Annotated in this window: 14 protein-coding genes; 8 read left to right on the top strand and 6 right to left on the bottom strand. The window is 63.2% G+C overall.

The genetic code is table 11. From position 1 onward, the window contains the following. Window positions 1–115: 115 nt before the first annotated feature. Together JQ572_RS28645 and JQ572_RS28640 are read right to left on the bottom strand one after the other, a co-directional pair. On the bottom strand, window positions 116–1,777 hold the full coding sequence (locus JQ572_RS28645; RefSeq protein ID WP_211386176.1) for a pilus assembly protein TadG-related protein: 1,662 nt from the start codon (window positions 1,775–1,777) through the stop codon (window positions 116–118). A gap of 1 nt (window position 1,778) precedes the next feature. After that, window positions 1,779–2,189 carry a TadE/TadG family type IV pilus assembly protein gene (locus JQ572_RS28640; protein WP_211386175.1) on the bottom strand — a complete coding sequence of 137 codons (411 nt, stop codon included), beginning with the start codon at window positions 2,187–2,189 and terminating at the stop codon, window positions 1,779–1,781. Window positions 2,190–2,432: 243 nt separating this feature from the next. Between JQ572_RS28640 and JQ572_RS28635 the strand changes: the two genes are divergently transcribed. Continuing rightward, complete coding sequence (locus tag JQ572_RS28635; RefSeq protein ID WP_211386174.1) at window positions 2,433–3,329, top strand: LysR family transcriptional regulator; 897 nt, start codon at window positions 2,433–2,435, stop codon at window positions 3,327–3,329. Window positions 3,330–3,374: 45 nt separating this feature from the next. Here JQ572_RS28635 and JQ572_RS28630 read toward each other — a convergent pair whose 3' ends face one another. Then, the gene (locus JQ572_RS28630; protein WP_211386173.1) at window positions 3,375–4,703 is read right to left on the bottom strand and encodes an MFS transporter; all 1,329 of its coding nucleotides are present in this window, start codon (window positions 4,701–4,703) and stop codon (window positions 3,375–3,377) included. Window positions 4,704–4,883: 180 nt separating this feature from the next. Between JQ572_RS28630 and cyoA the strand changes: the two genes are divergently transcribed. Genes cyoA through JQ572_RS28595 form a run of 7 tightly spaced genes read left to right on the top strand, consistent with a single transcriptional unit; the run spans window position 4,884 to window position 11,807 of the window. Continuing rightward, a complete protein-coding gene (gene cyoA / locus JQ572_RS28625; RefSeq protein WP_211386172.1) occupies window positions 4,884–6,044 on the top strand; it encodes a ubiquinol oxidase subunit II in 1,161 nt (386 codons plus the stop codon). Window positions 6,045–6,083: 39 nt separating this feature from the next. Further along, the gene (gene cyoB / locus JQ572_RS28620; protein WP_211386171.1) at window positions 6,084–8,081 is read left to right on the top strand and encodes a cytochrome o ubiquinol oxidase subunit I; all 1,998 of its coding nucleotides are present in this window, start codon (window positions 6,084–6,086) and stop codon (window positions 8,079–8,081) included. Further along, a complete protein-coding gene (cyoC, locus tag JQ572_RS28615; protein WP_211386170.1) occupies window positions 8,082–8,711 on the top strand; it encodes a cytochrome o ubiquinol oxidase subunit III in 630 nt (209 codons plus the stop codon). Then, the gene (gene cyoD, locus JQ572_RS28610; RefSeq protein ID WP_211386169.1) at window positions 8,708–9,088 is read left to right on the top strand and encodes a cytochrome o ubiquinol oxidase subunit IV; all 381 of its coding nucleotides are present in this window, start codon (window positions 8,708–8,710) and stop codon (window positions 9,086–9,088) included. Before cyoC ends, cyoD begins: the two co-directional genes overlap by 4 nt. Further along, a complete protein-coding gene (locus tag JQ572_RS28605; protein WP_211386168.1) occupies window positions 9,085–9,933 on the top strand; it encodes an SURF1 family protein in 849 nt (282 codons plus the stop codon). Before cyoD ends, JQ572_RS28605 begins: the two co-directional genes overlap by 4 nt. Further along, the gene (locus JQ572_RS28600) at window positions 9,905–11,284 is read left to right on the top strand and encodes an ATP-binding protein (RefSeq protein WP_211386167.1); all 1,380 of its coding nucleotides are present in this window, start codon (window positions 9,905–9,907) and stop codon (window positions 11,282–11,284) included. Before JQ572_RS28605 ends, JQ572_RS28600 begins: the two co-directional genes overlap by 29 nt. Then, complete coding sequence (locus JQ572_RS28595) at window positions 11,274–11,807, top strand: response regulator transcription factor (RefSeq protein ID WP_211386166.1); 534 nt, start codon at window positions 11,274–11,276, stop codon at window positions 11,805–11,807. Before JQ572_RS28600 ends, JQ572_RS28595 begins: the two co-directional genes overlap by 11 nt. Before the next feature lie 304 nt (window positions 11,808–12,111). Here JQ572_RS28595 and JQ572_RS28590 read toward each other — a convergent pair whose 3' ends face one another. The 3 genes from JQ572_RS28590 to JQ572_RS28580 all read right to left on the bottom strand — a co-directional run bounded on the left by JQ572_RS28590 (window position 12,112) and on the right by JQ572_RS28580 (window position 14,030). Then, window positions 12,112–12,945, bottom strand: coding sequence for a CarD family transcriptional regulator (locus tag JQ572_RS28590; RefSeq protein WP_211386165.1), 834 nt, complete (start codon window positions 12,943–12,945; stop codon window positions 12,112–12,114). Window positions 12,946–13,289: 344 nt separating this feature from the next. Next, the gene (gene fdxA / locus JQ572_RS28585; protein ID WP_211386164.1) at window positions 13,290–13,628 is read right to left on the bottom strand and encodes a ferredoxin FdxA; all 339 of its coding nucleotides are present in this window, start codon (window positions 13,626–13,628) and stop codon (window positions 13,290–13,292) included. 132 nt (window positions 13,629–13,760) lie between these two features. Next, entirely contained in the window at window positions 13,761–14,030 is a 270-nt protein-coding gene (locus JQ572_RS28580) for an RNA-binding S4 domain-containing protein (protein ID WP_211386295.1), read from the bottom strand. Window positions 14,031–14,038 lie beyond the last annotated feature (8 nt).

Here is a 14,038-nt window from a genome sequence, read left to right as displayed (position 1 = left end):
GCAGGGCTTCATCATCATCCGTTATGCCCCATTCAGATCGCGTGAAATCGTCGACCGTGAGGTGCGCCACATCAACATGACGCGCGACCAGGTCGAGCGCAGCCCTGCGAACGAGCTAGTTGACGAGCACCGCGCCGTCGCAACGGATTCCGGAAACCCAGACATCGGCTTGACCGACTCCGACGCCGAGCGTCGACAAGGTGGAGACGATGAGTTGATCGATCGAACCGGTGGCTCCGGCCAGGGTGCCGCTGACCGCCGACGTCAGGCCCGGAATCGGAAGGCCGACGCCATTGACGCTGAGCGAGAGGTCGCCCAACAGGCTGGACGTCAACGACGACGTGAAGTTTTGCGTCGAGACCGTCTTCGCCAACTGAGACTGGATGTCGACATAGGTGAAGGTCACCGGCGTCGCCGACGTATTGCCCATCGCCGCATGCGCGCGGCCGGATACGTTCAGCCCACCTACGCTGACCAGAACCGCAGCCGGCGGGTTCGGCTTGCTGGTGAAGTTCGTCATGTCGGCCATGGATACATTCCCGATCCAGGCATCGACAATGCCGGGCGTCACGCCGAGCGTGACCGTCGAATTGCTGACGTCCGGATGACTGCAGGAAATATTGTTGAGCGTGGCCGTTCCCTGGGCAATCTCGACGTAGAGCGGAAGATTGACCGCCGGAACGATGCCGCTTCCTCCGACCTGCACCGTGAGCAGGATTCTGGTCTGGGCGGTGTGAACGCTCGCGCCTTGGGCGCCGACCGCAACCCACCCCGACCCGACGGGCCTTTCCCCGATCGTCGCAACCAGGCTGGCGTTCAAGATCCCGGGCAGTCCAAGATTGACCGATGTTGCGATCTGATGCGTGCCATTTGCCACTTCCGCGATCGCTGACAGCAGGCTGTACACCGAGACGCCGACGCCGACCTTCGGCTTCTGGCCGACGGTGAGGCCGCTATAGGGGCCGAGATCGATCAGCGAGGCGAGGTTGACCTTGGTCGAGAGGCTGGACACAGCCTGCGATATGGTCGATAGCGCAATCGTCGCCTGGCTCGCCCCATTCGTGTTCTGCTGCGCGGCAAGCGCTGCTGCGATCGCGTCAGACATCCTGATGTTGTCCGATAGAATGCTGTTGTACGTCACGCCCGTCAGGCTCAAGCGTGTCGCCAGCGCGGACATGAAGTCGAAGGCGTCGACCCTGGCATTGATCAACGACTGGTAGTCCATCGCCGACAGCGAGAGGCTGGTACCGAGCATGCTGCCAAGCATGGCGTTCAGAAGACCGCCATTGATCGAGGCCAGTCGCGAGCCGATTGCGAATGAGGCCAGCGCAGTGCTGGAAGCTGTCGCCGTCGTATTGATCGTGAATTGGTCACGGCCGGTGAAATAGCGCGCAAAATAGAGCGGCGTCTGGGTCTTCAGCGTGACCCGCGCTGCGTTTGCCGATCCGGTCGCGGGCGTCACGAAGCGAGCCTGCGGTAATGCGGCAGAATTCGGAGTATAGGTGCCGAGGTCCACGGCAACGAGCGAACTGGCCGAATATTTGTTCTTCACGACGGTTGCGGATGCTGCATTATAGGCATTGCTGAGATTGCTGGCCGCGACGATCGCGGCAAGATCGGCCGCACTCTGCGCCTTTCGCCTGTCGGCGAAGATTGCGCCAACGTCGACGCCGAGGGCGGTGCAGCCGATGACGAGTGTCATGAGCCCCGCAGCCATGATCGTGAAGTTGCCCGAGCTATCGGCACCAAAGCGACGAACGACCGACTCGCGTCTCATTCTAGAACCCTCCGTAAGGAATTACCGCCGACCGTGTGATCGGGAAGGGCATCGGCGGTGTGAACGGTAGCGTGAATATAAAGTTGGACGACGCGTCGTATTGGACCGTCACGACATAGACATTCGGGTCCGACCCGGATGGGGCAGCAATCACATTGACTTTCGCAGGTTCAAGCAGAGGATAGCCGGCGACGTTGGTCGTGACGTAGGAAGTCGCAAGGTTATTGCGCTCGCTGTTGGTCAAGCCTGCTATCGATGTTCTCGCCGCCTCGGCTGCGAGCTGCTGAACACCGTGGACCATCGTGAGATAGGATCCGAATACCACGATACCGAAGATGATTGTCAAAAACGCCGGAAGCAAAATGGCGAACTCGACAGCCGATGCACCGCCCTGATTTGAAAGAAAACGCATTCGACCCGCCTCTCTGCTCGAATTCTCCGCAGCTTGACGGAAGGCGTTTTTACGAAGCGTATAATTGAAGCACGCGGAGGTTGAGGGATGTATAGATACTTATAGAGCCATAGATTCGGCTCAGGCGGCGCCATCGGCGAGCGCAGCAGGTTTAACCAAAGAGCTACGAAAATTGTACAAAATGGACAGCGCACCATCGAGTTGAGAGACAAGTCGCGATCAAGCTCGATTGAAGGAGACCGGATGCTTCGACACCAGCCCCTCAATATCCCCATGGAAATTGTGCGGACGGTCGTCGCCATTGCTGAAACGGGCAGCATGTCGAAGGCGGCCGAGAGGCTGTATCTCAGCCAGCCCGCGATCAGCGCTCAGGTGAAGCGGCTCCAGGGGCTCGTCGGCGGCGAACTGTTCACGCGGACCGCAAACGGAACGGTCCTGACCGAACTCGGCAAGCTCGCACTTCTGCAGGCCCGTCGAATCATCGACGCCAATGACCAGCTCCTCAGGCTGGGGGGATCGGACAAGGCCTCCGCGCGCCGCCTCGGCGTGAGCCAGCTATTTGCAAAGGCGCTCTTCGATGACTTCAACCGGGAGGATCTCTCTACCGTCTTCGTTCTGGCGGAGCATTCCAGCGAGATCCGACGGGGTCTCTGCGAGGGATTTATCGACGTCGCGTGCCTGTTCCTGCATGACGGCTCCGACCCGGACATCGAACGCTTGATCGTCGACGAAGTCGTGTTCGAAACAACCTGGGTCAAGTCTCAGGACTTCGTCACGAGGCCCGGCGCGCCGGTGCCGATCGTCAGTCCCCCGGAGGACAGCTGGATGCTTGGCCCGCTGGATCGGAGCGGAATTGCATACCGCATCGTGCTTCGAAGTTCCGATTCGGCGGTTCGCGAAAGAGCCATCATGGCCGGCTTGGGCATATCGGCCATGCCTGGCGTGCTGGCGCCTTCAGGCATAGTAAAATCGAGAGATTACTATCTTCCCGCTCTCGCACCGTCTCGTGGCGTCGTGTGCGTTCGCGAAGGTTTGACGACCACCGACGTCAAGCAGCTGGCCAGACGACTTTCCTCGCTTCTCGTGGGCCTGAGTGGCAACTCACCTGCCGCTGGGCATCAGGCCAGCTCAAGCGGATGAGTCTTCCCAACCGGCTGCACGCCAGTCGACCGCCGGCGAATGGGCTCAACCGCCCGCGTCCATGTCGCCGGCCTCGCGCTGGCCGCTGAGCCAGAGCGCGAGCAGGGTCCAGAACGCGCCGGAGAGCAGGTACGCACCCGAGGCGATGACGCCGAGATTGGTCGCAAGCAACAGAGCGACGAGCGGCGCAAAGCCGGCACCGAACAGCCAGGCCATGTCCGAGGTCAGCGCCGAGGCGGTGTAGCGATACGTCTGCCTGAAGTTGGAGGCGATCGCGCCCGACGACTGGCCGAACGACAGGCCGAGCAGGATGAAGCCGATCACCATGTAGATGGTCTCGCCGAACGCGCCGGCGTCGAGCAGTTGCGGGGCGAAGCCGCTGTAGATCGCGATCGCGATCGCCGATCCCATCAGCAGCGACTTGCGGCCGACGCGGTCGGCGATGACGCCGGAGAGCACGATCGCAACGACACCGAACACGGCGGCGACGATCTCGATGATCAGGAAGCGCACCGGGCTTTCGCGGGTGAACAGGAACACCCAGGACAGCGGAAACACCGTGACCATGTGGAACAGCGCGAAGCTGGCCAGCGGCGCGAACGCGCCGAGCATGATGTTCTGGCCTTCGCGCGCGACCGTCTCGGAGATGCGCGAGGGCTGCAATTCGCGGGTCTCGAACAGCGAGGCATATTCCTCCGTCGTCACCATGCGCAGGCGGGCGAACAGCGCCACGACGTTGATGGCGAAGGCGACGAAGAACGGATAGCGCCAGCCCCAGTCGAAGAAATCGTCGGCCGACAAATTGCCGGCGAAATAGGCGAACAGCGCGCTCGCCACGATCAGCCCGAGCGGGGCGCCGAGTTGCGGCACCATCGCGTACCAGCCGCGCTTGGAGGACGGCGCATTCAGCGCCAGCAGCGAAGCCATGCCGTCCCAGGCGCCGCCCCAGGCCAGACCCTGCGCAATGCGCGCCAGCGCCAGCAGCCAGATCGCGGCAACGCCGATCTCGTGATAGCCGGGCAGGAACGCAATCGCGACGGTGGCGGTGCCGAGCAGGAACAGCGCCGAGATCAGCTTGGCCGTCTTGCCGTACTCGCGGTCGACCGTCATGAAAATGACGGTGCCGATCGGCCGGGCCATGAAGGCCAGCGCGAAGATCATGAAGGAATACAGGGTGCCGGTCAGTTCGCTCGCGAACGGGAACACCAGGCGCGGGAACACGATCACCGAGGCGATCGCGAAGACGAAGAAGTCGAAGAATTCCGAGGTGCGGCCGATGATGACGCCGATGGCGATCTCGCCGGGACTGGCCTGGTCGTGGCCGTGCTCGCCCGAGTGGAGGTCTGCCATTGCGGGGGTCTGTGCCGTCGCCATTCGTGTGCCCTTAACGTCCTGAAAACCAAAGCCGACCGCCCGGCGGGCGCCAGGCAATCTCGACCTGTCTGGCCCAACATTCCGCACTGCAACATTGGACAAATTGTCCAATGTCCGGATTGCTGCGCCGCAGCTACCCGTTGGCCTCGCAAAGGAAACTCATTCTCAAAGGCTCGGCCCGTGTCCCGTCTCAAGATCCTGGCGCTGCTACCCCTGGCGGTTGCGCTCAGCGGCTGCAACTACGTCGTGCTGGCGCCGGCCGGCGATATCGCCGCGCAGCAGCGCGACCTCGTCATCATCTCCACCGTCCTGATGCTCCTGATCGTCGTCCCCGTGATGGCGCTGACGGTGCTGTTCGCCTGGCGCTATCGCCAGTCCAACACCGAAGCCCGCTACGAGCCGGAATGGGACCACTCGACCAGCCTCGAGCTGGTAATCTGGTCGGCACCGCTTTTGATCATCGTTTGCCTGGGCGCGCTGACCTGGATGGGCACGCATCTGCTCGATCCCTATCGCACGCTCGGCCGCATCCATGCCGATCGTGCCGTGGACCAGTCCAAGGCACCGCTCGAGGTCGACGTCGTCGCGCTCGACTGGAAGTGGCTCTTTATCTATCCGGACTACGGCATCGCCACCGTCAACGACCTCGCGGCTCCGGTCGATCGTCCGATCAATTTCCGCATCACGGCGTCCTCGGTGATGAACTCGTTCTACATCCCGGCGCTGGCCGGCCAGATCTACGCGATGCCGGGCATGGAAACCAAGCTCCACGCCGTCGTGAACCACGCCGGCACCTACAAGGGCTTCTCGGCGAACTACAGCGGCGCCGGCTTCTCCGGCATGCACTTCAACTTCCAGGGGCTCGACGACAAGGGCTTCGATGCCTGGATCGCCAGCGCCAAATCCGCGGGCGGCTCGCTTGGCCGCGCCGAATACCTCCAGCTCGAGAAGCCGAGCCAGAACGAGCCGGTGCGCCGCTACGGCACGATCGACTCCGATCTCTACCGCCTGATCCTCAACATGTGCGTCGAGACCGGCAAGATGTGTCAGAGCGAGATGATGGCGATCGACGCCAAGGGCGGGCGCGGCCATGAGGGCCTGAACAACACCCTGCCGCTGGCCTACGACAAGTACGCCCGCCGCGGCACCGCGCTCGGGCCCGAACCGACCTTCGTCGCCGGCACCTGCACGCCTGAGGCCCCGCAGGGCAAGACCACCGCCTCCATCACGGCGCCCATCGACACCACGCCACTGCTCGGCGCCGGCCTGAAGCGGCCGACCTTCACGCCGCTGAAGGCCTCGTCCTTCTTCCTCGGACAACGTCCCAAGTCAGACTCCTGAAGTCAGACTCCTGAAGTCAGCCTCCTAAAGAGAGCTCGCATGTCTCCTGATCTTCTCAAGCTCATCTTCGGCCGTCTCGGCATCGATTCGCTGCCGCTGCACGAGCCGATCCTCGTCGGTACCTTCGTGATGGTCGCGCTCGGCGGCATCACGCTGTTCGCCGGCGTGACCTATTTCCGCCTCTGGGGCTATCTGTGGCGCGAGTGGTTCACCACCGTCGACCACAAGCGCATCGGCATCATGTACATGATCCTCGGCATCGTGATGCTGCTGCGCGGCTTCGCCGACGCACTGATGATGCGCGCGCAACAGGCGCTCGCATTCGGTGGCTCCGAGGGTTTTCTGCCCGCCCATCACTACGACCAGGTCTTCACCGCCCACGGCGTGATCATGATCTTCTTCGTGGCGATGCCGCTGGTCACCGGCCTGATGAACTATGTCGTGCCGCTCCAGATCGGCGCGCGCGACGTGTCGTTCCCGTTCCTGAACAATTTCAGTTTCTGGATGACGGTCGGCGGCGCGGTGCTGGTGATGGCTTCGCTGTTCATCGGCGAATTCGCCCGCACCGGCTGGCTGGCTTACCCGCCGCTGTCGAACATCGGTTACAGTCCCGATGTCGGCGTCGACTATTACATCTGGGCGCTGCAGGTCGCGGGCGTCGGCACGACGCTGTCCGGCATCAACCTGATCTGTACCATCGTCAAGCTGCGGTGCCCCGGCATGACCATGATGCGGATGCCGGTCTTCACCTGGACCTCGCTCTGCACCAACATCCTGATCGTCGCCTCCTTCCCGGTCCTGACCGTCGTGCTCGCGCTGCTCTCGCTCGACCGCTACGTCGGCACCAACTTCTTCACGAACGATTTCGGCGGCAGCCCGATGATGTATGTGAACCTGATCTGGATCTGGGGCCATCCCGAGGTCTACATCCTGGTTCTCCCCGCCTTCGGCATCTTCTCGGAAGTCACCTCGACCTTCTCCGGCAAGCGCCTGTTCGGCTACACCTCGATGGTCTACGCCACCGTCGTCATCACCATCCTGTCGTACCTGGTCTGGCTGCACCACTTCTTCACGATGGGCTCGGGCGCCAGCGTCAACTCGTTCTTCGGCATCACCACGATGATCATCTCGATCCCGACGGGCGCGAAGATGTTCAACTGGCTGTTCACGATGTATCGCGGCCGCATCCGCTTCGAGCTGCCGATGATGTGGACCATCGCGTTCATGCTGACCTTCGTGCTCGGCGGCATGACCGGCGTGCTGCTCGCAGTGCCGCCGGCCGATTTCGTCCTGCACAACAGCCTGTTCCTGATCGCGCACTTCCACAACGTGATCATCGGCGGCGTGGTGTTCGGCGCGTTCGCCGGCATCAACTACTGGTTCCCGAAGGCGTTCGGCTTCAAGCTCGATCCGTTCTGGGGCAAGCTGTCGTTCTGGTTCTGGGTCACCGGCTTCTACCTCGCCTTCATGCCGCTCTACGTGCTCGGTCTGATGGGCGTGACCCGCCGCCTGCGCGTGTTCGATGACCCGAGCCTGCAGATCTGGTTCGTCATCGCCGCGATCGGGGCTGGCTTGGTCTTCCTCGGCATTCTCAGCATGCTGATGCAGTTCGCGGTCTCGTTCCTCAAGCGCGAGCAGCTCGAGGACGTCACCGGCGATCCCTGGGATGCGCGCACGCTGGAATGGGCGACCTCTTCGCCGCCGCCGGACTACAACTTCGCCTTCACGCCCGTCGTTCACGACAATGACGCGTGGTGGGACATGAAGCGCCGGGGCTACCAGCGTCCGCTCACCGGGTTCAAGCCGATCCACATGCCGAGCAGCACCGGCACCGGCATCATCCTCGCCGGCTTCGCCACCGCGATGGGGTTCGGCCTGATCTGGTACATCTGGTGGCTGGCGGCTGCGAGCTTCATCGCGATGCTCGTCGTCGGTATCGGCCACACCTTCAACTATCACCGCGACTTCGACATTCCGGCTGACGACGTCATCCGGACCGAGGACGCGCGCACGAAACTGCTCGCCGGAGCCAAGTAAATGACTGTCGCTGTCAATCCCTCGCAAACCGGCGAGCCGGTCTTCTATCTCGCCGACGAACACCCGCATCCGGAAGGCTACAGCACCTCGCTCGGCTTCTGGATCTACCTGATGAGCGACTGTCTCATCTTCGCGATACTGTTCGCCACGTTCGGCGTGCTCGGCGCCAATTACGCCGCCGGCCCCGCGCCGAAGGACCTGTTCGACCTCGACCTGGTCGCGGTGAACACCTCTATGCTGCTGCTCTCCTCGATCACCTATGGCTTCGCCATGTTGACGATGCAGCAGAACAAGATCGCCCAGACCCAGATGTGGCTGGCGATCACCGGCCTGTTCGGCCTCGCCTTCATCGGCATCGAGCTCACCGAGTTCGCCCACATGATCCATGAAGGCGCCACGCCGCAGCGCAGCGCCTTCCTGTCCGCCTTCTTCACCCTGGTCGGCACCCATGGCCTGCACGTCTCCTGCGGCCTGATCTGGCTGGTGACCCTGATGGTGCAGGTCGGGAAATTCGGCCTGATCGAGGCCAACCGCCGCCGCCTGATGTGCCTGTCGATGTTCTGGCACTTCCTCGACGTGGTCTGGATCGGCGTCTTCACCTTCGTCTATCTCTTGGGAGTTCTGCGATGAACACCGACACCCATGCCGCCCACGCGGACGACCATCACCACGGCGACGGCCACGCCCACGGCTCGTTCTCGACCTATATGCTCGGCTTCGTGCTCTCGGTCGTGCTGACCGCGATCCCGTTCTGGCTTGTGATGAGCGGCGCGCTTCCGAGCAAGCAGATCACCGCGCTGGTCATCATGGCCTTCGCAGTCGTGCAGATCGTCGTGCACATGATCTACTTCCTGCACATGAACACGACGTCCGAGAACGGCTGGAGCATGATGGCGCTGATCTTCACCATCGTCATGGTGGTGATCGCGCTGTCCGGTTCGCTGTGGGTAATGAACCACCTCAACAGCAACATGATGCCGATGCACGAAATGACCGGGATGAAATGAGCGAGTTGGGGACCGTGACAGGCAAGGCAACGGGCGCTGGCCGCAAGGCCGGGCGTCCGTCCTTGTGGCTCACGGTCCTCTCGCTCACGGCCTTCGTGCTTCTGATCGCGCTCGGCGTCTGGCAGATCGAGCGCCGCGCCTGGAAGCTGGCGCTGATCGACCGCGTCGAGCAGCGCATTCATGCACCGGCCCAGCCGGTCCCCTCGCCCACGTCATGGCTTGCCGTCTCCGCCGCGAATGACGAGTACAGGCATGTCAGCGCCGCAGGCCGCTTCCTGCATGACCGCGAGACGCTGGTTCAGGCCGTCACCGAGGAAGGCGCCGGCTATTGGGTCCTGACCCCACTTCAGCGCAGCGACGGCACGATGGTCCTGGTCAATCGCGGCTTCGTGCCGTCCGAGCGACGCGACGCATCGACCCGCCGGGACGGCAATCCCGAAGGTGCGGTCGCAATCACCGGGCTCTTGCGCATCACGGAGCCGAAGGGCGGATTCCTCCGGAACAACGTGCCTCAGCACAACCGCTGGTACTCGCGGGATGTCGCCGCGATTGCTGCGGCACGCGGCCTCGATCACGTCGCGCCCTTCTTCGTCGATGCCGACGCCGGATCACAATCCGGCGGCGGGCCAATCGGCGGATTGACCGTGGTCCGCTTTCCCAATAACCACCTGATCTACGCGCTGACGTGGTTTGCCCTGGCATTCATGCTGGCGGGTAGACTCTTCGTCACCTTCGGCGGCGGGCTGTTCCGTCGCAGGCGCTTCGTCCACGAACCGGCCGGCGGGTCCGATACCGTCGCCCGCAGGACGGGATCAGATGCTGGAACGATCGTCGAGCCGACCTGACGACGGAAGAACGCACGGCGTCGTCACGCTGCAATCGCAGGCGGACGCGCGCAGCGAGCTGATCGGCGCCGCGCCCACCGACGACGAGACCAACCGCAAGAACATGGCGCTGCTGATCCAGCTGCGCTGGACCGCGGTGGTCGGCCAGATCGTGACCATCGGCGGCGTGCATTTCTGGCTCGGCATTCCCCTGCCCCTCACCCGCATGGGCGCGGTGATCGGCGCGCTGGTCTTTCTCAACGTCTCCAGCCTCGTCTGGGTGCGTCATCGCGCCGCGATCACCAACAACGAGCTGCTGGTCGCCCTGATGCTGGACGTCGCGGCGCTGACTGCGCAGCTCTACCTCAGCGGCGGCGCCACCAATCCTTTCACCTCGCTGTTCCTGCTTCAGGTGACGCTGGGCGCGGTGCTGCTCGATGGTCGCTCGACCTGGTCGCTGGTCGCGTTGACCTGCGCGAGCTTCATCTGGCTGACCCTGGCCCACCGGCCGCTCGAGCTGCCGCCGAATCCGCTGAGCGAGACTTACAGCCTCACCGTGGCCGGCATGCTGCTGGGCTTCATGCTCAACGCCGTGCTGCTGGTGGTGTTCGTCACCCGCATCAATCGCAACCTGCGCGAACGGGATGCGCATCTGGCGGCGCTGCGCCAGCATGCCGCCGAGCAGGACCATATCGTGCGCATGGGCCTGCTCGCCTCCGGTGCGGCGCATGAGCTCGGCACGCCGCTCGCTTCGCTCTCGGTGATCCTGAGCGACTGGCGCCGCATGCCGGATCTCGCCGCCGACCAGGAGCTCGCCGAGGATCTCGCCGAGATGGAGACCTCGCTGCAACGCTGCAAGTCCATCGTCACGGGCATCCTGGTGTCGGCCGGCGAAGCGCGCGGCGAGGGCTCATCGCCGACGACGGTGACGGCCTTCGTCACCGCGCTGGTGGAAGAGTGGCGCGACGCGCGCTCGGCCCGCACGCTCTATTTCGTCAACACCTTCGGCGAGGATGTCGCGATCGTCTCCGACGTCGCGCTGAAGCAGGTGATCTTCAACGTGCTCGACAACGCCTACGAGGTATCGCGCGACTGGGTCGAGCTCGTTGCCGAGCGCGAGGGCGACAACCTCGTGCTGTCGATCAGCGACCGCGGTCCCGGCTTTGCGCCGGAAATGCTGGCGCAGCTCGGAAAGCCCTATCAGTCGAGCAAGGGCCGCACCGGCGGCGGGCTTGGCCTGTTCCTGGTGGTGAACGTGGTGCGCAAGCTGGGCGGCAGCGTGACCGCCGAGAACCACAGGAAGCGCGGCGCCACGGTCCGCCTCACGCTGCCACTGGCTACGCTTGCGATCGGAGGCAGCTTTGACGCCTGACCGTTCGCTCATCGTCGTCGAGGACGATGCCGGCTTCGCGCGCACGCTGAAACGCTCGTTCGAACGCCGCGGCTACGACGTCGTGCTGGCCGCCTCGATCGAGGACGTCCGCAAGGTGCTGGAGGAGCGCTCGTTCGGACATGCCGTGGTCGACCTCAAGCTTGGCGGCGCCTCGGGCCTCGCCTGCGTCGAGCTTTTGCACACGCACGATCCCGACATGCTGATCGTGGTGCTGACCGGCTTTGCCAGCATCTCGACCGCCGTCGAAGCGATCAAGCTCGGCGCCTGCCACTATCTGGCAAAGCCGTCGAACACAGACGACATCGAAGCCGCCTTCAACAAGGCCGAAGGCAACACCGAAGTCGCGCTCGATGCGCGGCCGACCTCGATCAAGACGCTGGAATGGGAACGTATCCACCAGACGCTGATCGAGACGGATTTCAACATCTCGGAAGCCGCGCGGCGGCTCGGGATGCACCGCCGCACGCTGGCACGGAAACTGGAAAAGAGGCCGGTGAAGTAGGCCTGGAGCATGATCCGGAAAAGTGCGAAGCGGTTTTCCGAAAAGATCATGCTCAGCAGCTTCCGGACCGGAGACTTGTTCGCCTTGTGGTGGGCGACAACGAGGTCGAGCGTGGGTGCCTCTCCGCGCACAGGTCGGGTGGTGACCGTCTCCGGCAAATATCGCTTGGTATAGGCCGGCAGCAGCCAGGGCAGAACCGAGACCAGCTCGTCAAACAATCGACCACGGCCATAGCTGATCCGAAAACAAAAAGCCCGGCCGCAAGGCCGGGCTTTTGATCTGTTGCGATCGACGCGCGAGACGCTTACGCCGCCTCGTCGGCGACCGTGGTGCCGTCGCCCTCGGTATCGTCGCTATCGCCCTCGGCATCCGTGTCACCCTCGCCTTCGGCGGCTTCGGACTTGGCACCGGTGCGGCGCGGGCTCTTGGCGAGCTGGGCTTCGATCTCCTTGACCGCTTCGGTCTCGGTCGAGTGCTGCACCACCGCGATCTCGCGGGAGAGACGGTCGAGCGCCGCTTCGTAGAGCTGGCGTTCGCTGTAGGACTGCTCGGGCTGCGACTCGGAACGATAGAGGTCGCGCACGACTTCCGCGATCGCGACGATGTCGCCCGAATTGATCTTCGCTTCGTATTCCTGGGCGCGGCGCGACCACATGGTGCGCTTGACCCGGGCGCGGCCCTTGAGCGTCTCGAGCGCCTTCTTCACCAGCGCAGGCTCGGACAGCTTGCGCATGCCGACATTGGCGACCTTGGCGGTCGGCACGCGCAGGGTCATCTTGTCCTTGATGAAGTTGATGACGAACAGCTCGAGCTTCGCGCCGGCGATCTCCTGCTCCTCGATGGCCAGGATCTGGCCGACACCGTGAGCGGGATAGACGACGAATTCGTTGGCCTTGAAGCCCTGACGCTGGGTCACGACCTTCTTTTCCTCGAGCTTCGGCGCAGCAGCGGCGGGCTTCACGGCCGGCTTGGCGGCGGCAACGGGGGCTTTGGCAGGAGCAGCAGCAACAGGGGCCTTCGGCGCAGCGGGCTTGGCAGCAGGGGCCTTGGCAACGGCAGGCTTGGCAGCAGCAGGCCTGGCAGCAGCAGGCTTGGCAACGGTCGCTTTCGCGGCCGGTTTGGCAGTCTTGTTAGGCATTGCGCTTCTTTTGTTCTTCGAGGACTTTGCAGCCGGTGCCTTCGTCGCGGTCCGACCCTTGGATGCGCTACGGCTGGCCGCGGCGACTTTTTTGGGCTCCTTATGGGAGGCCCTCGCTGAAGTACTCTTTTTACGCGTTTTCTGTGACACAGCCTGCGCGCGGAAACTGCCACGCCCCTGTTCGACATTTGGTTTCACGGGAACCCAGCGGGGCCAACGGGGCTGACAGGGTTCGGCTTAATGTGCCCAATATAGCACATTTCCCGCAAAAATCAATGATTTAGGGGTGATGAGGGCTGGTTTTCGGCGGCAACGCCGCTATTAGGGTTAAGTTTAAGCCCGAATTAGTCGCCTGAGCCGGGGTTCGGAGAAAAATATTTCTCGAACTTGCCTTCCTGGCCGTCGAAATCCTTCGCGTCGGCAGGTGATTCTTTCTTCTGGGTGATGTTCGGCCAGCTCTTGGCGTAGTCGGCATTGACGGTGAGCCATTTTTCCAGGCCCGGTTCCGTGTCCGGCTTGATGGCGTCGGCGGGACATTCCGGCTCGCACACACCACAGTCGATGCACTCGTCAGGATGGATGACGAGCATGTTCTCGCCCTCGTAGAAACAGTCGACCGGGCAGACCTCGACGCAGTCGGTGTACTTGCACTTGATGCAGGCTTCAGTGACGACGTAAGTCATCCAACGCTCCGAAAATCTCTTTCAAAAGTCGCGGCTTGCGTAGCGCGGATGGCCCGGCGCTGCAAGGTCGGGAACGGTCGATCATGACGGCTTTATGTGCTCGATCGACCAAGAAATGAACTCAAAGCGCAATTAATTGCACCGAGAGTTTGGATCACCGTCGCCGACCTCTTCGTAGAGCACGCGCGCCGAGGCTGCATCGCCGCGGCGCTCGTTGAAGGCGGTGACTTTCAGGACCCGCACGGTGCGATCGAGCGCGATGGTGAGGACGTCACCGATCTTGATCGCATGTCCCGGCGATCTCTCGCGCGCGCCGTTGACGCGGACGTGGCCGGATTCGACGAGTTCAGCGGCGGAGGTGCGCGCCTTCACCACCCGCGCGTGCCACAGCCATTTGTCGATGCGCTGCC

The organism is Bradyrhizobium sp. SZCCT0153, assembly GCF_018129995.1.
GTDB lineage: Bacteria > Pseudomonadota > Alphaproteobacteria > Rhizobiales > Xanthobacteraceae > Bradyrhizobium > Bradyrhizobium japonicum_G.
This window is presented reverse-complemented; position numbering and strand designations above follow the sequence as displayed.